The sequence below is a fragment of the Rhizobium sp. SRDI969 genome (genome assembly GCF_025152725.1).
Lineage (GTDB): Bacteria > Pseudomonadota > Alphaproteobacteria > Rhizobiales > Rhizobiaceae > Rhizobium > Rhizobium leguminosarum_I.
The window spans coordinates 383,967-407,682 of record NZ_CP104035.1 but is presented as its reverse complement, the minus strand read 5'-3'; the positions used below and the strand labels follow the sequence as shown (position 1 = coordinate 407,682).

Below are 23,716 nucleotides of genomic sequence, written 5' to 3'. Positions count from 1 at the left end.
AGGGCGCCGCGCCATGGGATTGGTCATGGGCACACTTCGTAGGCTATTCCACACGTGAAAGTTCGCGCTTTTGGCAAACACTGCCACATCGATGCAGGATCGTCAGACAGTTAAGCGTCTATACCGATAATTTTGGTCGAAATGGGCATTGGCTAAAACGATTCGCCTGATAGGGAGTTGACGTGTGGGGAGATGGTACGGTTGGGGGGTCTCGAACCTCCGACCTCAGGTGCCACAAACCTGCGCTCTAACCAACTGAGCTACAACCGCATAAATCGCGCTTGGCGCGATGGGGGTCACATACGAGGACTTGGCGACGAATTCAAGCCCCATTCCTCGTCAATCATACAAAAAGGCCGGACGCGAGGTCCAGCCTTTTTGTTTCTGGTCGATAAAGACCGATCAGGCAACCTTGAAGGAGGCCATGGCCTTTTCGGCGGCGTCCTTGGTAGGCTTTGCGAGCTTTTCGGCAACCTGCTTGGTGGTTTCCTGCATCGACTTCGCCTGTTCGACAGCCAGCTCGGCCTGCTTGCGCAGGAACGAGGTCTGCAGTTCGAAAAATTCGGCAGGAGACTTGACGCCGAGCAGTGCTTCCAGGTGCGAGATCGAGCTCTCGGCGTTGACACGCAGAGCGTCGATCGCCTTCAGGCCGATCTCGACTGTGCCGGCCTGTGCCGTCTGGACGGTGGCTTCGAGCGTCTTGCCGGCTTCCTCGCCTGCGGTCTTCAGCTTAGCATAGGCGTCCTTCGACTGCTGGGCGCCCTTTTCGGCGAATTCACGGAAGGATTCCGTGAACTTCGACGGGTCGAAAGAAGCGATTGAAAAAACGTCATCGGTCTTTATGGTAGCCATGGGTCGCATCCTTTGGGCTGAGGCAGTCGCTGCCTGCGGTAGTTGGGATGATGCTTATATAAGACAATTCATTGTGCATTGCAACAATTATTGTGCAACGCACAAGACGTTAACCTTTCCGGCCGAAAACCCCCTCCTCTGCTGGACCGGCATGCGCCCCGCAGTTATTAATAAGCCGTTAATTTAAGAAGGCCGACAGCGACAAGGTTCGAACATGCCCGCAGTCCAATATCCGTTCATCGACATCGCCGTGCATGCACGGGTGCGGGAACGCTTTTCACGCGGCGAGGCCATGGTGCTGTTTTCGGCCGATCTCGCCCGCCTGCTCTGGGCGAATGGTGCAGGTGCCGAGCTTTTCGGCCATTCGGCGGTCTATGATCTGCTCGATCAGGGCGTCGACCGCGCCGACATCACCTTTCGCCAGCTGGAAACGGCGGCGCGCCAGCTCACCGATATCGGCGACAGCCGCAGCCTGATGATCCGCGTTGCCAAGGGCTTTCAGCGTGCACAGGCACAGGCGGCTGCCGAACTGATCCGCCTTTCCCAGGGCGAAAAGGCCATCCTGTTTTCGGTGCCAGTCTCGGCAAAGCCGCTCGCGTCAGGCGCATCGGCGGCCCAGATGCTGCAGGGACTTGATGATCCCGATACGCATATGGCAGTGATCGGCGCCAATGGCGAGGTCATCGCGGCTTCGCCGGGCTTTGCCTCGCTCGGGATCTCCGAGCAGACGGCAAAGACCTTGATCAACCTTGCCGGCGCACATCCCGACCGGTTGGTGAAGCGTCCCGTCGCCACCGCCAGAGGCAATCTTCCGGCCGCGGTCGGCAAGCTCAGCGACGATCCGGCCCTCAATCTGCTCTTTGCTGTGGAGGCCGCGATCGGTCATCTTGACACGGTCGATACGCCCGCGCTCGACACGGTCGATGCGCCCGCACAGGAAGAAAGCGCGTCACCTGCCGAAGCGCTTCAGGACGAGCCTCTCGCCACCACAGGCTTCACCGAGATCATCGACGCCGTTTCGGGGATCGAAGAGGTCGAGGAGACGCTGGAGGAGATCGCCGGCGAAAGCGAACCGCCGACGGAGACTGCGGCGGCATCCGCTGACGAGGCGGTGGAAGCGACGCCTCCTGCCGGGCATGCGGAGCCCGAGAGCGACGGCGGCGTGATCGACGGTGGCGCGGATGAGGCCGATGAGCCCGCCGCGGTCATCGAGGACGACTTGGCCTCCATTGCCGAGACGGTGGAAACGGCGGCGACGGCGGAAGCGCCTGTCGAAACCAGCGAAACGCCTATCGACGGCACGCCGGAAGCGGTCCACGAAGAAACCGTCATCGCAGCGCCTGTCCCCGACGCGCGCCCTGCCGTTGAGCTTGCGGCTGAGCCCGGCTTCGTCTTCAGGCCGAACAGCCGCGCCACGCGCTTCGTCTGGAAGATCGATGCGGAAGGCCGGTTCAATGAGGTCAGTCACGAATTTGCCCAGGCCGTCGGCCCGCATGCGTCCGACATTATCGGCTCTGCCTTCGGCGACGTCGCCGCCCTCTTCAATCTCGATCCTGACGGCAAGATTTCCGAAGCGCTCGCCCGCCGCGACACATGGTCGGGCAAGACGATCTTCTGGCCGGTCGAAGGCACCAGCCTCGTCGTTCCGGTCGATCTGGCGGCGCTGCCGACCTATACCCGCAACCGCGACTTCGATGGTTTCCGCGGCTTCGGCGTCGTCCGGCTTTCCGATACGCAGGAAGATCCGCTGGCACTCGGCCTGACACTCGGCCCGGACGGCATCGGCCATGAGGCAGCGAGCCTCGGCCCGCCCGCCGAGACCATTGCCGAGGTGGCACACGAAGCGGAGACAGCGCTTGAAGAGCCCCTGATCGAACCTGCGTTGACGCAAGAGGTCGAGGATCAGGCGCTTGCAACAAGCGAGCTGCAGACGGAGCCAACGCCGGAAGAGATTTCTACCGAGCAGGCGACTATCGAGACACCTGCCCCGGAAAGTGCTGCAGAAAAAACGGAAGGCAGCGCCGATGCCGGCGGCGTTTCCGCCGCCGAGCCGGTAGCAGAACTTTCGCAAGAGCCGCCGGCGCTTCGGATTTCGGAAACGCCCAATCGCCGTTTCTCCGACAAGATCGTTCAGCTCCACAACAGCGGCGCCGGACTGACGGCTGCCGAACAGGCCAATTTCCGCGAGATCGCCAAACGTCTGGAAGCCTTCGGTACCCGCAAGGAAGAGCCTGCCGCCGCAGCATCGATGGAACCCAGCGCCGCGGCGCCGGCGGAACCCGCCGCCACGGAAACGGCGGGCTTCGACGAGGCCTCCGGATCCGAAGAGTTCGAGGCCGAAACGCCCACCGCCGACAAGACGGAAATACCGTCGATCGAGGAAATCGCGCCACAGGAGGCGATCTTCGAGAATGCCGTCGAGGCGCAGCGCGAAGACGACGGCGCCACCGAAGAACCGGCTGTCATCGCCGAGGACGAGGCGACGGAAGGGCTGGAGGAGACGGTCAGCCAGATCGAGGTTCTCACAAGCTTCATCCCACCCCGCGTCAAGATGACGGACGGGCTGTCGGTCGGAACGGTCGACCAGCTGCCTGTTGCCGTGCTGATCCATATCGGCGATGCACTGCTCCACGCCAATCCGGAATTCATGCGGCTGACCGGCTACAATTCGCTCGAGGCATTGCGCGAGGTGGGCGGCATCGAAGCCCTGCTGCAACGCCGCGAACTCGAGGAAAATGCCGCAGGCTCCGGCACCATGATGCTCGTTAAGGCCGATGATACGTTGGCGCCGGTGACCGCGCGGCTGCAATCGGTGCGCTGGGAAGATGCCAACGCCCTCATGCTGGCGCTGATGCCGGTGGAAGGCAAGGAAGACACGCGCGGCGAAGTAAGCCGTTCCGAGGGCCATTCCGAAGGTCGCCCCGAGCGGATGATCGAGAAGGTCGCCAAACTTCAGGTCGAAGTGGAAGAATTGCGCTCCATCCTGGAAACGGCGACCGACGGCGTCGTCGTCATCGGCACGGAGGGCGACATCCGCTCGATGAACCGCTCGGCCAGCGCGCTTTTCAATTACGACGAGCAGGAGACGCGCGGCAAACCCTTCGTCATGCTGTTTGCCCATGAGAGCCAGAAGGCGGTCATGGACTATCTGAACGGCCTCTCCGGCCATGGCGTGGCAAGTGTGTTAAACGACGGACGCGAAGTGATCGGCCGCGAGGCCGCCGGCGGTTTCGTGCCGCTGTTCATGACGATGGGCCAGCTCACCTCCTCCAATGGCTATTGCGCCGTCATCCGCGACATCACCCAGTGGAAGCGCACCGAGGACGAACTGCGCAACGCCAAGGGTGCGGCCGAAACCGCCAACGCTCACAAGACCGATTTCCTCGCCCGTGTCAGCCATGAGATCCGCACACCGCTCAACGCCATCATCGGCTTTTCCGACATGATGGCGGGCGAGCGCTTCGGCCCGATCGGCCATCCGCGTTATATCGAATATGCCAACGACATCGGCCGCTCCGGCCGGCACGTGCTCGACATCGTCAACGACCTGCTCGACATTTCGAAGATCGAAGCGGGCGAGATGGATCTCGATTTTGATGCCGTCGGTCTCAACGAAGCGGTCTCCGAGGCAGTGGCACTGATACAGCCGCAGGCGAATGGCCAGCGCGTCATCATCCGCACGGCGCTGTCGCAGGCGGTCCCCGAAGTGGTGGCCGATCTACGCTCGATCAAGCAGATCGCCCTGAACATCCTGTCGAACGCCATCCGTTTCACCCCATCAGGCGGGCAGATCGTCGTTTCCACTTCCTATGAGGCCAATGGCAGCGTCGTCCTCAGGGTCCGTGATACCGGCATCGGCATGACGCGCAGCGAACTCGACCAGGCGATGAAGCCGTTCCGGCAGGTCTCCTCGACCCAATCGCGCCATCGCGGCGACGGCACCGGGCTCGGCCTGCCGCTGACCAAGGCGATGGTGGATGCCAACCGGGCAACGTTCTCGATCAGTTCGACGCCGAACGAGGGCACGCTCGTCGAGATCACCTTCCCGTCGCAGCGGGTGCTGGCCGGCTGATCGGAGCGCAAAGAAAAGGCAGCCAGAGGCTGCCTAGAATTTAGTGCTGTTCAACAAGAGCTCAGTCGATCAACGTCATGTTTCGAAGGCCGGAAAGCCCCAGGCCGCCTCGTTCATGTGCGGCCCCCAAGTTAGCTTCACATTTGACAAACCTTTCTTAACGAAAGGTTTCCATGACAGGAGATTGATAGAGGGTGGAAGCTTGTAGTTTCCGATCGCAGTCAATCCTTCAGTTCGCTTAGCCCAGCGAAGAGCCGCAGCGCCTCAGGATTGGCAAGCGCTTCCTGGTTCTTCACCGGCCGGCCGTGAACGACCTCCCGCACTGCAAGCTCGACGATCTTGCCGGATTTGGTGCGGGGAATGTCGGCAACTGCGATGATCTTCGCCGGCACGTGCCGCGGCGAGGCGCCGGTGCGGACACGCGTCTTGATCGCCTTGACAAGATCCTCCGTCAGCGTCACACCCGGGGCAAGGCGAACGAAGAGGATGACACGCACGTCGTCGTCCCACTCCTGGCCGATGCACAGCGCCTCGGCCACCTCCTCCATCTGCTCTACCTGATTGTAGATCTCGGCTGTGCCGATGCGCACGCCGCCGGGGTTGAGCGTCGCATCCGAACGGCCATGGATGATCAGGCCGCCATGCTCCGTCCATTCGGCGAAATCGCCGTGGCACCAGACATTGTCGAACCGGTCGAAATAGGCGGCGCGATATTTGGCGCCATCGGGATCGTTCCAGAACATCACCGGCATCGACGGGAAGGCCTTGGTGCAGACGAGTTCGCCCTTCTCCCCGCGCACCGGCTTGCCATCATCGTTCCAGACGTCGACGGCAAGGCCGAGGCCGGCCCCCTGGATCTCGCCGCGCCAGACCGGCTGCAGCGGATTGCCGAGCACGAAGCAGGAGACGATATCGGTGCCGCCCGATATCGAGGCGAGCTGGACGTCCTCCTTGATGCCGTCGTAGACGAAGGTGAATCCTTCCGGCGATAGCGGCGAACCGGTGGAGGTCATCAGCCGGAGGCTAGAGAGATCGTGGCTCGCGCGCGGCGTCAGCCCGCTCTTGCGCACCGCGTCGATATATTTCGCCGAGGTGCCGAAGATGGCGAATTTTTCAGACTCGGCATAGTCGAACAGCACATTGCCATTGGGGGCGAAGGGCGAGCCGTCGAACAGGCAGAGCGTCGCGCCGCTGGCAAGGCCGCTGACCAGCCAATTCCACATCATCCAGCCGCAGGTGGTGAAGTAAAACAGCTTCTCGCCAGCCTGCAGGCCGCAATGCAGCCGCTGCTCCTTGAGGTGCTGCAGCAGCGTGCCGCCGGCCGAATGCACGATGCATTTCGGCACGCCCGTGGTGCCCGATGAAAACAGGATGTAAAGCGGGTGCGAAAAACCGAGCCGTGTGAACTCGACCTCCCTTGCCTCGTAAGGCGCGACAAAGGCGTCGAGCGTTAAAGCCCCCGGTGTCTTGAGCGCCACCGCCTCGGCATCGCCGGCGTAATGGACGATGATCGTCGGGACATCTAAGCTTTTTGCGACCGTCGCGACCTTGGCGCCGACATCCTGCAGCTTGCCGGAATACCAATAGGCGTCGCAGGCGATGAAGAGCCTTGGCTCAATCTGGCCGAAGCGGTCGAGCACACCCTGCTCGCCGAAATCAGGCGAACACGACGACCAGATGGCGCCGATCGAGGCGGCGGCGAGCATGGCGGCGACGGTCTCCGGCATGTTCGGCATCATCGCGGCGACGCGGTCGCCCTTGCCGATGCCGAGCGCTGCGAAAGCCTGCTGCAGCTTCGAGACCAGCGCGCGGAGCCGATCCCACGACCAGCGGTCCTCGGCCTTGTCCTCGCCGCGGAAGATGATCGCATCACCCTCACCGCGGCCAGACAGCAGGTTTTCGGCAAAGTTCAGCGTCGCATCAGGAAAGAAGCGCGCGTCCAACATGCGGTCACCATTGGCAAGCACCTTTGCGCCACGCTCTCCCTGCACGCCGCAAAAATCCCAGATGGTCGACCAGAAGTTCTCCCGCTCGGCCACCGACCATGCATGCAGATCCTCAAAGCCCGAAAGAGAAAGCCCGAAATCGGCATTGCAGCGCTCCATGAAGGCATGGATCGGGCTTTTTGCAATGGCATCCTGCGAGGGCACCCAAAGTGGTTTGTTATCCTGCATTCAATCCTCCTCCCCAATGCCGTCCTTATATCATGCTGCATTGCATTATAAAGCGTGGAAGCGACGCGATCCGACGCCTGGAGCATGATGCCGAAAAGTGTGAGCGGCTTTCGGACGACATCATGCTCCAACTATTTAATTGAAAGTGCTACAGCGTCCTTTACGCGTCTGAAAAGACGCGCGGCGCTGTAGGGATTTGCATATGCCCGATATTTCCTATATCCGGCGAAATCAGCGCATAACGGGATGACCGGCTGAATTTGCCGGCGGAGATCATGAGCACGTCAAGACATCGCAGGTGGCGCAGGAAGATCGGACCCGTTTCGCGCTGGCTTCCGGCCTTCGCCCGCCTGTCGACGGTAATCCTGCTGATCGCGCTCGCGCTTTTCGTGGCGCTCAGGGTTGCCGCGCCCTATCTCATTTCGACCGGCTTCGTGCGCTCCGGCATAGAGGACGCGCTGTCGAAATGGACGGGCTACCATGCAGAGATCAAGGGTAGTCCGGTTCTCGAATTCTGGCCGACACCGCGCATTACACTGAACCAGATCACCATCCGCCAGCCGCGTGAAAATGGCGATAAGCTGCTCGGCAGCATTGAAAGCCTGTCGGCCGATTTCAGCCTCATCGATGCGTTGCGAGGCCGGACGAGCTTCCACGAATTCCATTTGGTACGCCCCAATCTGGCGCTGACACGCGACGAGAAAGGCCTGATCGACTGGAGTTATGCCGGACTGCTTGCACGCGCGATCAGTGGCGTAGGCTACGAAAACGGCGCAGAGGTGCTCAATCCTGATCTCGATGCCGAGATCGGCGCAGTGACCGTCGAGGACGGCACGCTTGTGGTCACCGACGTCAAGACCGCCAAGGCCTATCATTTCGGCAGCGTCACCGCAGATATCGCCTGGCCGAGACTTTCCGGCGCGATCTCGGCGGTCGTCATCGCCCGTATCAACGGCGAGGATCTGAAGGTCGATTTCGCCTCGCGCCAGCCGCTGCTCGCCTTTGCCGGCAGGAATGCCGAGACACGGACGTCGCTGACATCAAACCTTTTGACCGCGCACTTTCAGGGGATTGCCAGCATCGCCAGCCTTTCGGCCCTTTCCGGCAATATCACCGCCAGCATTCCCGATGTGCCGGCGCTGCTGACATGGTCGGGCAAGTCGATCCCCGGTATCGCAACGCTGAAGAGCGCTTCGGTGGAATCCGACATCATGTCGTCGGGCAATGGGCTGCGCTTTAACAATCTCAGTCTCTCGCTGAACGAAGCGAGTGCCACCGGGGTGATGGACCTTTTTACTCAACCCGGCAAACGACCGAAAATCGGCGGCACGCTCGCCTTCGACCAGATGAACCTCAAGCCCTTCCTCGATGCCTTCGCGCTGAGGCTCGCCGCCGGCGAGGCAGAGGAAATCTCCGCCGGCATAGGTGGGCCGCTGCAGGCGCTCGATGTCGACGTCAGGCTTTCGGCGCGGCGCGCCCAGATGGGGCTCTTCGAGCTTTCCGACGTTGGCGCCAGCATGATCGTTGCCGGCGGCGAGGCCAAATTCGATATTGGCGACAGCCAGTTCGAGGGCGGCGAGATGACCGCGCATCTGGAAGCGACCCAGCGCGACTTCGACGGCGGCGGCAAGCTGCAGCTGTCGATTCGCAATGCCGACTTCGCAGCCCTTGCCGAGCGCCTCGCGCTGAAGGGTCCGCTGCCGCTTGCAACAGGATCGCTCGATCTCGACCTGCAGTCGCCAAAGGCGATCTGGACGACCGGCCTTGCCGACGTCACCGGCAAGCTGCACTTCTGGACGGGCGAAGGCACAATTCCCGGCATCGATGCCGCAGCACTCCGGACGCAGGCGGCCGAAAAGCCGTTCTTTCCGCTGAGCGCGGCAGCAGGCGGCGCCTTCGTCTTCAACCAGCTGAACCTTCAGGCCGATTTCGCCAACGGCACCGCCGAGATGCACGACGCCCATATCGCCGGTGCCACGCAGACGCTGACGCTTTCCGGCGTCATCACCTATCAGTCGAACGGGCTGGCGCTTTCCGGATCGCTGGAGGCAACCGATCCGGCGAAGGCCGCGGAGCTGCCGCTTCTGCCGTTCTTCATCGGCGGTTCATGGCCGAACCCGGTGATCTCGCCGGTGCCGCTGTTCGGCAATACACCTCACGCGCAATAGAGCATTTCCGTTTTTCTTCGAATCACGGAAGTGCTCTATCCCTTTGTTTTCACGCAAAACCGCCGCGCACTTTTGATCAGGCGCCGGCAGCAGCGGCGCGTTCGTCCCTCTGGCGCTGCGTTTCGCGGCGCTTGGTGATGATCGAGGCGCAGATGACGCCGACTGCGACGATGCCGATCAGGATCGTGCACACCGCGTTGATCTCAGGCGTCACGCCGAGGCGGACCTGGCTATAAATCCTCATCGGCAGCGTGGTGGCGCCAGGCCCCGACGTGAAGCTCGCAATCACCAGATCGTCGAGCGACAGGGTGAAGGCCAGGATCCAGCCGGAGGCGACGGCGGGCGCGATGATCGGCAGGGTGATCTCGAAAAAGGTGCGCACCGGCGGGGCGCCGAGATCCTGGGCCGCCTCCTCGATCGAATGATCGAAGCTCAACAGGCGTGACTGCACGACGGCGGCGACAAAACACATGGTCAGCGTCGTATGCGCAAGCGTGATCGTCCAGAAGCCGCGGTCGAGGCCGATCGCCACGAAGAGCAGCAGCAGCGACAGGCCGGTGATGACCTCGGGCATGACGAGGGGCGCATAGACCATGCCCGAAAACAGCATGCGGCCGCGAAAGCGGGTGTAGCGCACCAATGTCAGCGCCGCCATCGTGCCGAGGATGGTTGCCAACGTTGCCGACAACAGCCCGACGCGCAGCGTTACCCAGGCAGCGTCGAGCAGGGCTTGATTGCTCATCAACGAGACATACCATTTCGTCGAGAAGCCGCCCCAAACGGTCACGAGCTTGGATTCGTTGAAGGAGAAAATCACCAGAAGCACGATCGGCAGATAGAGGAAGGCGAAGCCGAGGGTGACGGAGAGGATGTTGAAGCGGGTCCATTTCAGCATGGCTTATTTCCCCCGCTCTTCGGCTTTGGCCTGGACATTCTGGAAAAAGACGATCGGAATGACCAGGATCAGCAACAGGATGGTCGCCACTGCCGAGGAGACCGGCCAGTCGCGGTTGGAATTGAACTCGTTCCACAGCGTCTTGCCGATCATCAGCGTCTGCGACCCGCCGAGCAGGTCGGGGATGACGAATTCGCCGACGGCCGGGATGAAGACCAGCATGCAGCCGGCCACCACGCCGGGGATCGACAGCGGGAAGGTGACGCGCCAGAAGGCGGTGATCGGCGGGCAGCCGAGATCCTGCGCGGCCTCGATCAGCGTGCCGTCCATCTTCTCGAGCGCCGAATAAAGCGGCAGCACCATGAAGGGCAGATAGGAATAGACGATGCCGATATAGACGGCGGTATTGGTGTTGAGGATGATCAGCGGCGTGTCGATGAGGTGCAGCGACAGCAGCAACTGGTTGAACAGTCCCTCTGGCTTCAGGATGGCGATCCAGGCGTAGACGCGGATCAGAAAGCTCGTCCAGAAGGGCAGGATCACCAGCATCACCAGCGTCGGGCGCAGGCCACGCGGCGCCTGCGCCATGCCGTAGGCGATCGGATAGGCGATCAGCAGCGTCAGGAAGGTGGAGATCGCGGCGATCACCACGCTCGACACATAGGCGTTGAAATAGAGCGGGTCGTCGGTGAGGTAGGTGTAATTGTCGAAGGAGAGTTCACCGAGCTTGCTTAATAGGCCAGCCCAGCCGTCGGCAAAAGAGAAGACGGGCTCATAGGGCGGCATGGCGATCGCCGTCGCCGACATCGAAATGCGGAAGACGATGAAGAAGGGCGCCAGAAAGAAGAGCAGCAGCCAAGCATAAGGGATGACGATGACGAGGCGATTGTAGAGGCCGGATGTAAACTTGCCCATGATGTCAATCCTTCAGCAGAACGCCGGCATTTTCGTCGAAGGAGACCCAGACGTCCTGATCGTAGGTGAAGGGGTCGTCGACCAAGCGCTGCGCGTTGAGGGAGGAGGCCTTGACGACCTTGCCGCTCTGCAATTTCACATGGAAGACGGTCATGTCGCCGAGATAGGCGATATCCCAGAGTTCGCCCCTGGCAGCGTTGACCGAAGCGTTGGCGGGGGGCGTGCGCCCGACCCGCATCTTTTCCGGCCGGATGGCAAAGCCGACGGCACCGCCTGCGGAGGGTGTCTCGGAAGCGGCGATGCGCACGCTGAAGCCGCTATCGACTGATATCTCGACGGTGCCGTTGCCCGATGAGGCAACCTTGCCATCGAAGATGTTCACATCGCCGATGAAATCCGCGACGAAACGGCAATTCGGCGCCTCGTAGATCTCCGCCGGCGTCGCCACCTGCACGACCTTGCCGTGGCTCATGACGGCAATACGGTCGGCCATGGTCATCGCCTCTTCCTGATCGTGGGTCACGACGACGAAGGTGAGGCCGAGATTCTGCTGCAGGTCCATCAGCTCGAACTGGGTTTCCTCGCGCAGCTTCTTGTCGAGTGCGCCGAGCGGTTCGTCGAGCAACAGCACCTTCGGGCGCTTGGCGAGAGATCGGGCCAGCGCCACGCGCTGGCGCTGGCCGCCGGAAAGCTGGTTCGGCTTGCGGGATGCAAATCGCTCCAGCTTGACGAGCTTCAGCATCTGCAAGACGCGGTCAGTCATCTCGTCCTTCGCCATGCCGTCCTGTCTCAGGCCGAAGGCAATGTTCTTCTCGACCGTCATGTGCGGGAAAAGCGCATAGGACTGGAACATCATGTTGACGGGGCGCCGATAGGGCGGCGTGCCGGCCATGTCGGTGCCGTCGAGCACGACTTCGCCCGAGGTCGGCTGCTCGAAGCCGGCGAGCATGCGCAGAAGCGTCGACTTGCCGCAGCCGGAAGCGCCGAGCAGCGCGAAGAACTCACGGTGATAAATATCGAGCGACAGGTTATCGACGGCAGTGAAATTGCCGAAATTCTTGGTGACGTTCTTGATTGATATGAAGGGCTTGGCGGTCGGATCGGTCCAAGGTGCGAAAGAGCGGCGAATATTGCCTAGAGACTTCATATTGTTCCCCGAAAATGCATTCTTTGCTTTTGTTATTGGCTTTTATTCCCGGTTTCACCCGGCCGGGATCGTCAAAAAAGGCCCGGACGTTTCCGTCCGGGCCACTATCAGATCATTGGCCGGTGACGACGGTGGTCCATAGCCGCGTCACGATCCGCTGGGTCTTCGGATCGAGCGGCGGAACGGTGAAGAGTTTCGCCATCACCTCGGGCGTCGGGTAGATCGCCGTATCGTCGAGGACCTCCTTGTCGAGGAACTGCTGCGACGCCTTGTTGCCGTTGGCGTAGAAGACGAAGTTCGAGGCCTTGGCGATCACTTCCGGCTTCATCATGTAGTTGATGAATTCATGGGCTTCGGCGACATGCGGCGCATCCTTCGGAATGCCAAAGACGTCGAAGAAGATCTGGGCGCCCTGCGACGGCACCGAATAGTCGACCTTTACCCCGGCATTGGCTTCCGCGGCACGGTCGCGGGCCTGGAACATGTCACCGGAATAACCGAGCGCGATGCAGATATCGCCGTTCGCCAGCGCGCTGATATATTCGGAAGAGTGGAACTTGCGGACGAAGGGACGAACAGCCGTGAGGACTTCCTGCGCCTTCTTGAGATCGGCGGGATCGGTGCTGTTCGGATTGAGCCCGAGATAGGCGAGCACCGAGGGCACGACATCAGTCGGGGAATCCAGCATGTAGATGCCGCAATCCTTGAGCTTTGCTGCTTTCGCCGGATCGAACAACGCGTCCCAATTCGGCTTTTCGTCGGTGCCGAGGGCGGCCTTGACCTTGTCGACATTGTAGCCGATGCCGGTCGTGCCCCACATGTAGTCGACGCTGTATTCGTTGCCGGGGTCGAAGGACGCCACGCCCTTCATGATGACGTCCCACATATTGACCAGGTTCGGCAACTTCGACTTGTCGAGCTTTTGGTAGACGCCGGCGGCGATCTGGCGCTGCATGAAGGATACCGTGGGGACGACAACGTCATAGCCCGAACCGCCGGCCAGGAGCTTGGTTTCCAGCGTCTCGTTGGAATCGAAGGTGTCGTAGACGACCTTGATCCCGGTTTCCTTGGTGAAATCCTCGAGGATGGAACTGTCGATATAATCCGACCAGTTGTAGACGTTGACCACACGCTCCTGCGCAAAGGCCGGCACGGCAGCAAGGAGCGCGGTAACGGCGGCGGCCGTCACGCTTAGGATGGTTGACCTCATGACTTCTCCTGTTTGTTCAAAGATTCCGCACCCTCGGAGATCTTTTCCCTCTGGTTTTCGACGCAGACTAAGAAGGAATTTCTAAGCCCACAAGCGCAAAATCCTGCGCCCTCAATGATTTCACAATCACTGGAAGTCGAAGGCGCTGAGCCCGGCGACCATCTCGTCGAGCCCGAGCGGTCTCGTCACCGGCGGCTCGGCCCGGGAAAGGCAGCCGCGCCGCTCGCAAAGGCGACAGGCCGGACCGATCGCGACCGGATCGAGCGCCGTCGCCTGCCCGTAGACCACCCCCTCGCCAAGGGCAGCGTCGCAGCCGATCAGGATCGCGGTGCGCCTGATCCTTTCGCCGAATTCGACGCTCGGCCCTTCCAGGGTTCGGGAAACCGTCAGGAAGGATGCGCCGTCAGGCATGACCACCGTTTCGGCGAGGATCTGGCCCGGCTGCAGGAAGGCGGCATGGAGATTGAGCTTCGGACAGCCGCCGCCGAAACGGGCGTGCGGAAAGCCCTGGGCGCCTGCCCTGCGCAACCGGTGGCCCGCAGCATCGATCTCGATCAGGAAGAAGGGGATGGCGGCTGCCCCCGGGCGTTGCAGCATGGCAAGACGCGCAGCCGCCTGGCCGAAGGAGACGCCGAAGCGCGCACGCAGAATATCGATATCGTAGCGCGTTGCTTTGGCCGCCGAGAGAAAGGCTTCATAGGGCATTGCGAGCGCTAAGGCCGCGATGCGGGCAAGCTCGAAGCGGGCGATGCGGCGCGCCTCGGCGGAGGAGAGCGAGAGATCGTCGAGCTCGGCATCGATTGCCGGCAACAGGGCCAGAGTCGCGGCCTCGACCGCAATCTCGTGCGCACGGTCGGCCTGCGACAGGCGCTCCGAGATGAAAAGCCGCATCGAATGGCGATCGAAACGGCGGCGCAGATCCGGCATCACATGAACGGGCAAGACGCGCACCGCGATGCCGCGCTCCGAGCGCAGCCAATCCTTCAGTCCGGCAGCAAGATCGAGGCCGCCAGGGAGCGTTGCGGCAAAAGCTTCCGCCGCCGTCTCGATCTGTCCGAAATAGCCGGACCTGCGCTCCAGCGTCTCGCGTACCTCGTCCAGGGGCAAGCGGCCGGCGGCGATCGGCGCATGCCCTTCGGCGGCCATCAGCGCCGTCAGGTCGGACAGCCTTGCCGCCTGCTCGCGATAGGCGCGGTAGAGTTTGATCATGCCGCTCGCGGCATTGGGTGCTGCCTCGGCCACCTCCACCAGTTCCTGATCTCCCGGCAACTCGCCCGACAGCAGCGGATCGGCAAAGATCTCCTTGAGCTGGTCGAGACTGCCGCCGGTCTGCCCCCGCAACTCCTCCAGATCGACCCTGTAGACGCTTGCAAGCTTGAGAAGGAGCTGCACCGTCAACGGCCGCTGGTTGCGCTCGATCAGGTTCAGGTAGGACGGCGATATTTCAAGCGCCTCGGCCATGGCGGTCTGCGTCAGCGCCAGCGCATTGCGGATGCGCCTGACTTTCGGGCCTGCGAATATCTTTCGTTCCGCCATGTCACACCCTTTGACAGGCAGGGAGCGCTGTATTTACAAAACTTTACAAATTCACAGCGCCGCTCTGTCAATCTTCGTCATCTTAACCTCTTTCCGAGCAGGAAATCAAAGGTTTTCCTGGTCATATCGGTGCAGATTGTCAATCTTGTCATGCAGCACCTTTGTCAGGCTTTTTAGTGAGGAGAGCAGCATGACGGATTTCTACAAGCTTGTTCCAAATGCATCAGCAGGCCGCTTCGATGGCATCGAGAGACCGTATTCGGCCGCGGACGTGCAGCGGCTCAGAGGCTCGGTGGCGCTCCGCCATACACTGGCCGAAATGGGCGCGGACCGGTTGTGGCGGCTCATTCACCAGGAGGATTTCGTCAATGCGCTCGGCGCGCTTTCCGGCAACCAGGCCATGCAGATGGTGCGCGCCGGACTGAAGGCGATCTATCTCTCTGGCTGGCAGGTGGCGGCCGACGCCAATACGGCGTCGGCGATGTATCCCGACCAGTCGCTCTATCCGGCCAATGCCGGTCCGGAACTGGCCAAACGCATCAACCGCACGCTGCAGCGCGCAGATCAGATCGAGACCGCGGAAGCCCAGGGACTTTCCGTCGAGACCTGGTTCGCACCGATCGTTGCCGATGCGGAAGCAGGCTTCGGCGGACCGCTCAACGCCTTCGAGATCATGAAGGCCTATATTGAGGCGGGCGCTGCGGGCGTCCACTTCGAGGACCAACTCGCTTCGGAGAAGAAATGCGGCCATCTTGGCGGCAAAGTGCTGATCCCGACGGCCGCCCATATCCGCAATCTCGATGCCGCGCGGCTTGCCGCCGACGTCATGGGCGTTGCGACGCTCGTCATCGCCCGCACCGACGCGGAAGCGGCAAAGCTTTTGACGTCGGACATCGACGAGCGCGACCAGCCCTTCGTCGACTATGATGCCGGCCGTACGGTCGAAGGTTTCCATCAGGTGCGAAGCGGCATCGAGCCCTGCATCGCGCGCGCCGTCGCCTATGCGCCTCATTGCGATCTCATCTGGTGCGAGACCTCGAAGCCGGACCTCGATCAGGCGCGGCGCTTTGCAGAAGGCGTACACAAGGTCCATCCCGGCAAGCTGCTCGCCTATAATTGCTCGCCTTCCTTCAACTGGAAGAAGAACCTCGACGAAGCGACGATTGCGCGGTTCCAGCGCGAACTCGGCGCAATGGGCTACAAGTTCCAGTTCATCACGCTCGCCGGCTTCCATCAGCTGAACTACGGCATGTACGAACTGGCGCGTGGCTACCGGCAGCGGCAGATGTCGGCCTATTCCGAGCTGCAGCAGGCGGAATTCGCCGCCGAGGTCAATGGCTATACCGCGACCAAACATCAGCGCGAGGTCGGCACAGGCTATTTCGACGCCGTGTCGCTCGCCATCACCGGCGGCCGGTCTTCGACCACGGCGATGCACGGTTCGACCGAACATGCGCAGTTCAAACCGGCTGCGGAATAACTCGAAGAGGAGGAGAAGATCATGGCATCAATTACACGCGTCAGGGAACGGGCCGAGGAACAGGCAAGCAGCATGAGCGAGGATCAGCAGACGACGATCCGCATGCTCGCCAACGACCTGCATCGGCTGAACCAATCGGTCATGAAAGCCGTCGAGGCCGGTGTCTCGGTCGAACTGGTGCGCTCGGCCCGTCATCATGGCGGCGACGGCCACTGGGGCGACCTGCTGATTCCCGTCGTCGTCACCAACCGGCATTGACGAAAAGGCGACCGTTGGCGGGCCGGTGAAGTCGGCCCGCTTCTTCAATCGCCGCGCGACCTATCGGGCGCGGCGATTTACGTCTCGATTTGATGCATGTTGTGGCGCCAAAGCCGCTGCACAGTTCTGGGCGACACGCTTCAGCCGCGACTCGGTCGTTTTCCGGCGAAGAGATCGGCATAACTTTTGATGAGCTTGGTCATGCGGTCGGCGACTGTGCGGATCTCCGGGCGGTGGCGGTCCTCGGCATTCATGACGATCCATTGCCGGTGGCGCAGTTCCGGCAACTCGCCGCCCTGCCGCTGCAATTCGGGTTGGAGATCGCCGACGAAACAGGGAAGCACGGTCTTGCCGGCGCCGGCGCGCACCAGATCCGGCAGCGAACGCGGCCGGTTGACGGTGGCGACGATTGCCGTCCCGGCATGGGCGTGCGGCCAGCGCAGATAGGCCGATATCGCCTCGTCCTCGGCGACTGCAATCCAGCGCTCGTCGGTCTCGGCGGCGTTGCGCCTGATATAGACGGCGTAGGCCACCTCCCCGAGCTGACGTGCGGCGAGATTTGCCTCCTCGGGCTCGAAGGCGCGAATACCGATATCGCTCTCGCGATAGGCAAGGCTTGCCCGCGCCTCGCCGATGGTCAGCGAAATGGCAAAGGCATCGCCCGGCATGCGGATTGCGGCGAAATTCTCGGTCAGCAGCCAGGCGAGCCAGGTGCCGGCGGCGACCCTGACGGTGGTGCCGCCCTCACCGGATTGCCGCCACGCCGCCACCTTGCGGGCGGCGGCCTCCATCTCCTGCAGGTGATCGAGCAGCGCCTGGCCATCCTGGGTCAGACGGTATCCGGTCTGGCTGCGCGAAAACAAGGCGCGGCCGATCTCCTGCTCGAGATCGAGCATGCGCCGGCCGACGGTCGCCGGGCTGAGCCCGCTTGCGGTGCTTGCCCCCGTCAAACCGCCGAGCCGGGCGACCTGCAGGAAAAGCTGATAGGAATCCCAACTCGCATTTTTCATGGATGAAAAACATAGCGGGATTTTCCCCGTTTATAAAGAGAAATTCGATGCCTAAATCAGGTGATGTCTGACATAGGAAAGGACATTGTCATGATCGACATGCTCACCATCGCAGTCACCATCGGCTATCGGCACTATCCCCAACGAAGCGGTGGCAAGGCGGAAGAGGACCGATTTTATGCCGAATTCGGAAACAATAGCCTTATTGACTTTGCCGCACGGCTGACGTCGCTCGACCTCAACCTCGGAAGGCGCCGCAGGGCCACTGCGCAATCCCGCAGCCGCTGCGGCTGCGCAGTTCAGGCGACTCTTCTTGCTCCGAGATGAGCCGGTGTCGATTCTGCGACGATGCGGAACCGCTCGATCAGCGCCATCAGCGTATCGGCTTCGCCGGCAAGCAGGCGGCTTGCCTGGGTCGTCTCGGCAACCATCGATGCGTTCTTCTGGGTCATCTGGTCCATGGCGTTCACGGAACCGTTGACCTCCTGGAGCGCGGCCGACTGATCACGGCTGGCGGTGGCGATGGTCTCGACATGGACGCTGATCGCGATGATCTCCTGGCTGATCGAGGCAAGGACGCTGCCGGTCTTCTGGACCAGTTCGGAACCTGCCGTCACCTCCCGGCTCGATGTCTCGATCAGCGACTTGATCTCGCGCGCCGCATCGGCCGAACGCTGGGCGAGTTCGCGGACCTCCTGGGCGACGACGGCAAAACCCTTGCCCGCCTCGCCGGCCCGCGCCGCCTCGATGCCGGCATTCAGCGCCAGAAGATTGGTCTGGAAGGCGATGTCGTCGATCACCTCGATGATCTGCTCGATGCGCTGCGAGGCCTGCTCGATGCGATCCATGGCGGCGACGGCATCGCCGACGACGGCGCCGGAACTGTCGGCCGTTTTCTTGGTCGTAGCCACGACATTGTTGGCTTCACGGGCACGCTCGGCGGAGGAACGAACCGTCACGGTGATCTCTTCCACCGCGACCGCGGTCTCCTCGAGGTTGGCCGCCTGCGCCTCGGTGCGTTTCGAAAGCTCGCCGGCAGAGGCGGAGACGGCGCCGCTGTTGCGCTGGATCGTCGAGGCACTGTCGCGGATACCGGACAGCGTGTCCTGGAGCCGCAAGAGAGAAGCGTTGAAATCGACGCGCAGCTGCTCAAGCCGGCCGACGAAGGGCGTGCCGATCGTTTGCGAGACGTCGCCCTGCGACAGGCGCCCGAGACCGGCGGCAAGCTGGTTGACGGCAAAGTCGATCTGGCCGTCGAGCGAACGCTTGTCGGCGTCGTTCCTGGCGCGTTCGGCATCGCTCAAGGCGCGCTGTTCGCCAGCCTGCGTTTCCAGACCGCGCCTTGCGCGGGCGCCATCGCGGAAAAGCGCCAGAGCACGGCCGATATCGCCGAACTCGTTCTTCTTTTCGATACAGGGAATCGCTCCTTCGAGATCGCCCGCGGAAATCGAGTGGACCCTCGCGGTCAGCGCCTGCAAAGGCTTCACCGACAGGCGGATCGCATAGAAGGCGAGAACACCGACGATGAGCATGACGATGAAGCCAACGCCGAGAACCAGCATCTGCAGCTCATTCACGCGCTGGTAATAGAGCTCCATCGGAATGCCGATGAAGAGAATGCCGACATTGGCGTTCGACGCATTCTTGATGGGGAAATAACCAGTCATGAACTTGCGGCCGAAAAGCTCCGCCGGACCGTAGTAGGCCTCGCCCCTGGCGAGAACCGGCTGGGCCGGATGATCGGCGACCAGCTTGGTGCCGACGGCGCGGTCGCCGTTTTCCTTCTTGACGTTTGTGGAGATGCGGACGTAGTCGCTGCCCTGCTTCTGGAAGATGGTCGCAACGCCGGCGATCGATTGCGCAGTGCGATCGACCAGGGAATGGTCGGGAAGGGCCGGGATGGCGTCTTCCGTGACAGTCGAAAGCTGATTGTCCTTCAATTCGATCTTTGCAACCTGATCGGCAGCACCGTAGAGGACGGCCATGGCGCGAGTGGCATCCCGGGCGTCGGAGACAGCCCCGTCCATGACCTGACGGCTCAGATTGTAGTAGGTCACGCCGACGATGGCGGCCGTGCTGATGGCCAGCAGAAACAGCGTGATCGCAACGATCTGGCGTACGATCGACGTAGAGAAAAGGCGTAGCATCGAGACCCCCGGGGAGATAGACCAAGGTTAAATTAGATTAAAAGCATTAAGGAAGATTCTCCGTAAATCTTGGCTGTCGGAGATATTCATCGCCTCGTTTGCGAGCGTTTCCCGATGATCCCGGCGTGATAGGCTGCGTCATTCGACCTATTCTTCCATCGTTCAAACCCTCTTAATCGAGGTACTATTTTGATCGAGGTACTATTTTGCAGAATAAGTGGAAACGGCCCCGGAAACTCCGGGGCCATTCGCATGAAGACGGATCGATCGACGATCAGGCGGCGCGGTAGGTCGGCGCCGCGGCGGCCTCGCCGTCGATCTTGAACTGCTGGATGAGGCGGCGCAGCGAACCGGCCTCGTCGGCTAGTTCGCGGCTGGCGGCAGTCGTCTCCTCCACCATGGCGGCGTTCTGCTGCGTCATCTGGTCCATCTGGTTGACCGTCGCATTGACGCTCTGCAGCGCGTTGGACTGGTCGTGGCTGGCGCGGGCGATCATCTCGACATGCTGGCTGATCGTGACGATCTGGGCGCTGATCTTGGCGAGCACCGTGCCGGTCTCCTGCACGAATTGTGAGCCGGAATTGACCTCGTTGGTCGACTTGTTGATCAGCCCCTTGATCTCCTGCGCCGCGGCTGCGGAGCGCTGGGCCAGTTCGCGGACTTCCATCGCGACCACCGCGAAGCCCTTGCCGGCTTCACCGGCGCGCGCCGCCTCGATGCCGGCGTTGAGCGCCAGGAGATTGGTCTGGAAGGCGATCTCGTCGATGACGCCGATGATCTGCTCGATCTGGCGCGAGGCATCCTCGATGCGACCCATTGCGTCGATCGCATTGCTGACGACGACGGCGGAATCGTCGGCGCTGCGCTTGGCCTGGCGGACGATCTGGTCGGCATCCTTGGCGCGTTCGGCCGACGAACGGACCGTCACGGTGATTTCATCGACGGCAGCCGCGGTCTCTTCGAGCGATGCAGCCTGCTGTTCGGTGCGCTTGGAGAGGTCCTCGGCCGACTGGGCCATCTGGTTGCCGTTGCCCTGGATCAGTTCGACATTGTCGCGGATCTGGCTCATCGTCGCCTGCAGGCGCATCATCGAACCGTTGAAATCCTGGCGCAGCTGTTCGAGACGGCCGATGAAGGGCGTTTCGATCGTCGTCGAGATATCGCCCTGCGACATGCGTTCGAGGCCGGCGGCGAGCGCGTTGACCGCGAATTCGATCTGACGATCCATCTCGCGCTTTTCGGCGTCGTTGCGCAGGCGCTCATGTTCGGCGGCGGCGCGTTCCTCGTCGCTCTGCTCCTCGATACGGATCTTCGAGATGGCATTTTCCTTGAAGATGCCGAGCGCGCGGGCCATGTCGCCGATTTCATCGTGGCGCTGCTCGCCGGAGATGCTGGTATCCAGCGCTCCTTCGGCGATGCGGCGCATGGCGGCGGTGATATGGCTGATCGGGCGCTGCAGCGTCAGCACCAGGGCAATGCCGCCCAAGATCGACAGCAGGATGCCGAGACCGGTGGTCATGACTGAGATGCTGTTTGCCTGGGTGCGCTCGGTGCCGGCCGTCTGCTTCTGCAGTTCGGCGAAATCGGTCAGCTTTTTCCAGATCTGGTCGAGCTCCTGGCGGGCCGCGGCATAGGCCGTGACGCGCTCACCGATCGTGTCGACGATCTTCGAACCGCCACCGGAGATGACGTCGAGCGCCGGCTGGATCGCACCTGATATGCCTTCGGCAAAGCCCATGCCCTTGGCGCTGGTGACCAGCACCTGCATGTCCTTGCTGAGCGTGCCGGCCTGCTGCTGCAGGCGAACGAGATTTTCCTTGCTGGAGTCGGCGAGAAAGTCGGAAAGAACGATCTGCAGCGAATAGACGGAATTTTCGAGGCGCCTCGTATCCTGCAGGACCGAGTTGGCCTGGGCGATCCGGCCGTCGAGCGCGGCGAATTCCTGGGTCGCGTCACGCATTTTCTGCGTGGCGGTCAGCTGTGTATAGGTCGAGGTCTGGCGGAAGCGCGAAACGAGACGGCCGAGTTCCGTGGCGGTTTCATCGGTCGGATTGGGTGTCTGCACGATCGCCTTGATGCCGTCGATGGTCGCAGCCAGTGCCTCGATGACATTCTTCTGATTGCTTGGAACCGAGATGGCGATCAGCCGCTGCGATTTGATGATCTCCGGCATTTGTTCGTTGATGAAGGCGATCTTGTCCTGCGGTGTCTGCGGCTTGCTGAAGCCGCTGGCGACGGTGCCGAGGAAATCGCCGCCCTTCAGCAGGCGGTCGGCGGTGCGAAGGGTGCTGGTGGCGGCACTCTCGTCACTCTGGACGGTGCTCTGCAATTCCTCGGCCTGGTAGGACACGGTGAAGCGGGTGCTGATCACGCTTTTTTGCGCCGCGTCGATCTGCTCATGCAATGCTTGCTCCTGCTCGTGCAGCGCCCAGAGCTTGTCGACGACGCCCGAAATCTCTTTGGTGCGGCGCGAGGCCTCCGCAAGGCTGTCGCGGCCGGCGGCCTCGTCACCAACCTGGTTCAGCGTCTGGTCGAGCACGCCTTGCTGGGTCTTCAGATCCGCGATCAGCTTGTCGCGCGCCTCAGGACTGGTGACGCGCAGGAAATCGTCCATCGAACCATAGAGATCCTTGAAGCCGCTCAGCGATTGCAGCACGCTGTTGGATATTTCCATGCGGCCCTGCAGAAGTCCCGAAGCGTAGAGGCCCGTCAGACCCACAGCCGAAATGGTGACGACGAAAGGCAGAACGAAGATCAAAACCTTTGTCTTGATCCTGAAGCGGGAAAGAATCTTGTCAATCAACATGGCGTTCCGGGCCTTTCATACACCACTCCTCCCGCAGGCAGCCACATGGCGCCAGCCGGGTGCACATCGAGCTATTCTTATTTTACATTGGGAACCCGGAGGCCAGGCGGCAGTCATTGCCAGTTCATGTCCAAACAACTTGGAGATGCCCAAATATTCGCGAGCAATTGTGTCAGATTAGATATTAATTTTCGGATAAGCTGTTATGGCGGGTTAAGCCAAGGCAGTGAAATAGTTGCAATTTATGAACCGCGACGCCGCGGTGCGACAATTGGCATGTCGCAACGTTGGTTCCAGGTCTGCGGACAGGATCAGATGAAGTGCGAGAGCAGCAGCGCGAGGGCGGCGGCGGTGGCGCCGGCGGCGAGCATCAGATAACGCAGGGCGACCATCCGGGCGTTCGGCTTTGCCTCTGCGATTGCGATGGCGCGGGCGCGTCGTGTGTTTCTGCTCATGGTCGAAACCTCACTTCTCTCTGACACAACAACAATCCAACAAAACGGCTTGCCGGTAAAGCTTAATTTAGGAACAGCTTCGCAAACCGCCAATTGAGACAGGATGGCGCACCTCTATTAAGAAGTCTTGAATCGGCTTTCTAAGTGACCGTCCAAAACGGCGGCTGGTCTTGAGGAGTGGCTTAATAGCGGTGATCAGCTTCTGGACCCGCACAATTGTTTAGGGATGTTCTGCGGGCCTAAACCGCCGCCCATCGAATTCAACTAAGACGACGCCATGGAAGGGAAGCCCAGCCGTCACCAACTCAGAGGTTAGGCCATTGTCACAAACTGCCAATTTTCGCTGATCATCAAATTCGCAAGACACTTCGGCTTGACCGGGAGCCCGGTACTTAAACTTTTCACCCTTGAATAAAATAGTCGCGCCATCATCCGAAAATACCGGTGGCATTCTGGCGCAGCCAGAGAGCAGCCCTGATGCCAACACCGTCAACACACTAAGGAACTTGGGGATTTTGAGAGCAGCATAGGTCATTGATCTGATTTCCTGCCATAGGGCGTCTCATGTCGTATTCCTTAGCGAATGCAATA

17 protein-coding genes and 1 tRNA gene are annotated in these 23,716 nt (G+C 61.5%); 5 read left to right on the top strand and 13 right to left on the bottom strand.

Annotation, left to right across the window (positions count from 1 at the left end; translation table 11 throughout):
- Nucleotides 1-193 precede the first annotated feature (193 nt).
- Nucleotides 194-270 (bottom strand) — tRNA-His (locus tag N2A41_RS01995).
- 132 nt (nucleotides 271-402) lie between these two features.
- Nucleotides 403-852 carry a phasin gene (locus N2A41_RS01990; RefSeq protein ID WP_164576245.1) on the bottom strand — a complete coding sequence of 150 codons (450 nt, stop codon included), beginning with the start codon at nucleotides 850-852 and terminating at the stop codon, nucleotides 403-405.
- Between the two features lie 214 nt (nucleotides 853-1,066).
- On the opposite strand from N2A41_RS01990, the gene N2A41_RS01985 reads away from it, so the two are divergent.
- A complete protein-coding gene (locus N2A41_RS01985; RefSeq protein ID WP_260110111.1) occupies nucleotides 1,067-4,924 on the top strand; it encodes an ATP-binding protein in 3,858 nt (1,285 codons plus the stop codon).
- 221 nt (nucleotides 4,925-5,145) lie between these two features.
- Here N2A41_RS01985 and N2A41_RS01980 read toward each other — a convergent pair whose 3' ends face one another.
- Nucleotides 5,146-7,098 (bottom strand): acetoacetate--CoA ligase, encoded by a 1,953-nt coding sequence (locus tag N2A41_RS01980; RefSeq protein ID WP_260110109.1) that lies wholly within the window; start codon nucleotides 7,096-7,098, stop codon nucleotides 5,146-5,148.
- Between the two features lie 275 nt (nucleotides 7,099-7,373).
- Here N2A41_RS01980 and N2A41_RS01975 point away from each other — a divergent pair, with 275 nt between their 5' ends.
- Nucleotides 7,374-9,266 carry an AsmA family protein gene (locus N2A41_RS01975; RefSeq protein ID WP_260110108.1) on the top strand — a complete coding sequence of 631 codons (1,893 nt, stop codon included), beginning with the start codon at nucleotides 7,374-7,376 and terminating at the stop codon, nucleotides 9,264-9,266.
- A 76-nt stretch (nucleotides 9,267-9,342) separates the two neighbouring features.
- Here N2A41_RS01975 and N2A41_RS01970 read toward each other — a convergent pair whose 3' ends face one another.
- From N2A41_RS01970 to N2A41_RS01950, 5 genes are all read right to left on the bottom strand, one after another.
- Nucleotides 9,343-10,161 (bottom strand): ABC transporter permease, encoded by an 819-nt coding sequence (locus N2A41_RS01970; protein ID WP_260110107.1) that lies wholly within the window; start codon nucleotides 10,159-10,161, stop codon nucleotides 9,343-9,345.
- Between the two features lie 3 nt (nucleotides 10,162-10,164).
- Complete coding sequence (locus tag N2A41_RS01965; protein ID WP_017967095.1) at nucleotides 10,165-11,076, bottom strand: ABC transporter permease subunit; 912 nt, start codon at nucleotides 11,074-11,076, stop codon at nucleotides 10,165-10,167.
- Between the two features lie 4 nt (nucleotides 11,077-11,080).
- Nucleotides 11,081-12,223, bottom strand: a complete 1,143-nt coding sequence (locus tag N2A41_RS01960) for an ABC transporter ATP-binding protein (RefSeq protein WP_260110106.1) — start codon at nucleotides 12,221-12,223, stop codon at nucleotides 11,081-11,083.
- A gap of 112 nt (nucleotides 12,224-12,335) precedes the next feature.
- Entirely contained in the window at nucleotides 12,336-13,433 is a 1,098-nt protein-coding gene (locus N2A41_RS01955; RefSeq protein WP_017967093.1) for a polyamine ABC transporter substrate-binding protein, read from the bottom strand.
- 126 nt (nucleotides 13,434-13,559) lie between these two features.
- A complete protein-coding gene (locus tag N2A41_RS01950; RefSeq protein WP_017967092.1) occupies nucleotides 13,560-14,969 on the bottom strand; it encodes a helix-turn-helix domain-containing protein in 1,410 nt (469 codons plus the stop codon).
- Between the two features lie 190 nt (nucleotides 14,970-15,159).
- Between N2A41_RS01950 and aceA the strand changes: the two genes are divergently transcribed.
- Both aceA and N2A41_RS01940 read left to right on the top strand, forming a co-directional pair.
- On the top strand, nucleotides 15,160-16,449 hold the full coding sequence (gene aceA, locus N2A41_RS01945) for an isocitrate lyase (RefSeq protein WP_260110105.1): 1,290 nt from the start codon (nucleotides 15,160-15,162) through the stop codon (nucleotides 16,447-16,449).
- 21 nt (nucleotides 16,450-16,470) lie between these two features.
- Complete coding sequence (locus N2A41_RS01940) at nucleotides 16,471-16,707, top strand: SMc00767 family acetate metabolism repressor (protein WP_003545603.1); 237 nt, start codon at nucleotides 16,471-16,473, stop codon at nucleotides 16,705-16,707.
- Nucleotides 16,708-16,847: 140 nt separating this feature from the next.
- Here N2A41_RS01940 and N2A41_RS01935 read toward each other — a convergent pair whose 3' ends face one another.
- Entirely contained in the window at nucleotides 16,848-17,717 is an 870-nt protein-coding gene (locus N2A41_RS01935) for a LysR family transcriptional regulator (RefSeq protein WP_162117798.1), read from the bottom strand.
- Between the two features lie 90 nt (nucleotides 17,718-17,807).
- On the opposite strand from N2A41_RS01935, the gene N2A41_RS01930 reads away from it, so the two are divergent.
- A complete protein-coding gene (locus N2A41_RS01930) occupies nucleotides 17,808-18,044 on the top strand; it encodes a hypothetical protein (protein ID WP_260110104.1) in 237 nt (78 codons plus the stop codon).
- Here N2A41_RS01930 and N2A41_RS01925 read toward each other — a convergent pair.
- From N2A41_RS01925 to N2A41_RS01910, 4 genes are all read right to left on the bottom strand, one after another.
- The gene (locus N2A41_RS01925) at nucleotides 18,017-19,864 is read right to left on the bottom strand and encodes a methyl-accepting chemotaxis protein (RefSeq protein ID WP_260110103.1); all 1,848 of its coding nucleotides are present in this window, start codon (nucleotides 19,862-19,864) and stop codon (nucleotides 18,017-18,019) included. The two genes, N2A41_RS01930 and N2A41_RS01925, sit on opposite strands and share 28 nt — an antisense overlap.
- 274 nt (nucleotides 19,865-20,138) lie before the next feature.
- Nucleotides 20,139-22,670, bottom strand: a complete 2,532-nt coding sequence (locus N2A41_RS01920) for a methyl-accepting chemotaxis protein (RefSeq protein ID WP_260110102.1) — start codon at nucleotides 22,668-22,670, stop codon at nucleotides 20,139-20,141.
- 311 nt (nucleotides 22,671-22,981) lie between these two features.
- Nucleotides 22,982-23,125 (bottom strand): hypothetical protein, encoded by a 144-nt coding sequence (locus N2A41_RS01915; protein WP_260110101.1) that lies wholly within the window; start codon nucleotides 23,123-23,125, stop codon nucleotides 22,982-22,984.
- Nucleotides 23,126-23,345: 220 nt separating this feature from the next.
- Nucleotides 23,346-23,660, bottom strand: coding sequence for a hypothetical protein (locus N2A41_RS01910; RefSeq protein ID WP_222294958.1), 315 nt, complete (start codon nucleotides 23,658-23,660; stop codon nucleotides 23,346-23,348).
- Nucleotides 23,661-23,716: the final 56 nt, after the last annotated feature.

Bases quoted from the DNA above. Each gene is read 5' to 3' on its own strand.
- N2A41_RS01990 (WP_164576245.1), bottom strand. From the start codon at position 852: ATGGCTACCATAAAGACCGATGACGTTTTTTCAATCGCTTCTTTCGAC.
- N2A41_RS01985 (WP_260110111.1), top strand. From the start codon at position 1,067: ATGCCCGCAGTCCAATATCCGTTCATCGACATCGCCGTGCATGCACGG.
- N2A41_RS01980 (WP_260110109.1), bottom strand. From the start codon at position 7,098: ATGCAGGATAACAAACCACTTTGGGTGCCCTCGCAGGATGCCATTGCA.
- N2A41_RS01975 (WP_260110108.1), top strand. From the start codon at position 7,374: ATGAGCACGTCAAGACATCGCAGGTGGCGCAGGAAGATCGGACCCGTT.
- N2A41_RS01970 (WP_260110107.1), bottom strand. From the start codon at position 10,161: ATGCTGAAATGGACCCGCTTCAACATCCTCTCCGTCACCCTCGGCTTC.
- N2A41_RS01965 (WP_017967095.1), bottom strand. From the start codon at position 11,076: ATGGGCAAGTTTACATCCGGCCTCTACAATCGCCTCGTCATCGTCATC.
- N2A41_RS01960 (WP_260110106.1), bottom strand. From the start codon at position 12,223: ATGAAGTCTCTAGGCAATATTCGCCGCTCTTTCGCACCTTGGACCGAT.
- N2A41_RS01955 (WP_017967093.1), bottom strand. From the start codon at position 13,433: ATGAGGTCAACCATCCTAAGCGTGACGGCCGCCGCCGTTACCGCGCTC.
- N2A41_RS01950 (WP_017967092.1), bottom strand. From the start codon at position 14,969: ATGGCGGAACGAAAGATATTCGCAGGCCCGAAAGTCAGGCGCATCCGC.
- aceA (WP_260110105.1), top strand. From the start codon at position 15,160: ATGACGGATTTCTACAAGCTTGTTCCAAATGCATCAGCAGGCCGCTTC.
- N2A41_RS01940 (WP_003545603.1), top strand. From the start codon at position 16,471: ATGGCATCAATTACACGCGTCAGGGAACGGGCCGAGGAACAGGCAAGC.
- N2A41_RS01935 (WP_162117798.1), bottom strand. From the start codon at position 17,717: ATGAAAAATGCGAGTTGGGATTCCTATCAGCTTTTCCTGCAGGTCGCC.
- N2A41_RS01930 (WP_260110104.1), top strand. From the start codon at position 17,808: ATGATCGACATGCTCACCATCGCAGTCACCATCGGCTATCGGCACTAT.
- N2A41_RS01925 (WP_260110103.1), bottom strand. From the start codon at position 19,864: ATGCTACGCCTTTTCTCTACGTCGATCGTACGCCAGATCGTTGCGATC.
- N2A41_RS01920 (WP_260110102.1), bottom strand. From the start codon at position 22,670: ATGTTGATTGACAAGATTCTTTCCCGCTTCAGGATCAAGACAAAGGTT.
- N2A41_RS01915 (WP_260110101.1), bottom strand. From the start codon at position 23,125: ATGAGCAGAAACACACGACGCGCCCGCGCCATCGCAATCGCAGAGGCA.
- N2A41_RS01910 (WP_222294958.1), bottom strand. From the start codon at position 23,660: ATGACCTATGCTGCTCTCAAAATCCCCAAGTTCCTTAGTGTGTTGACG.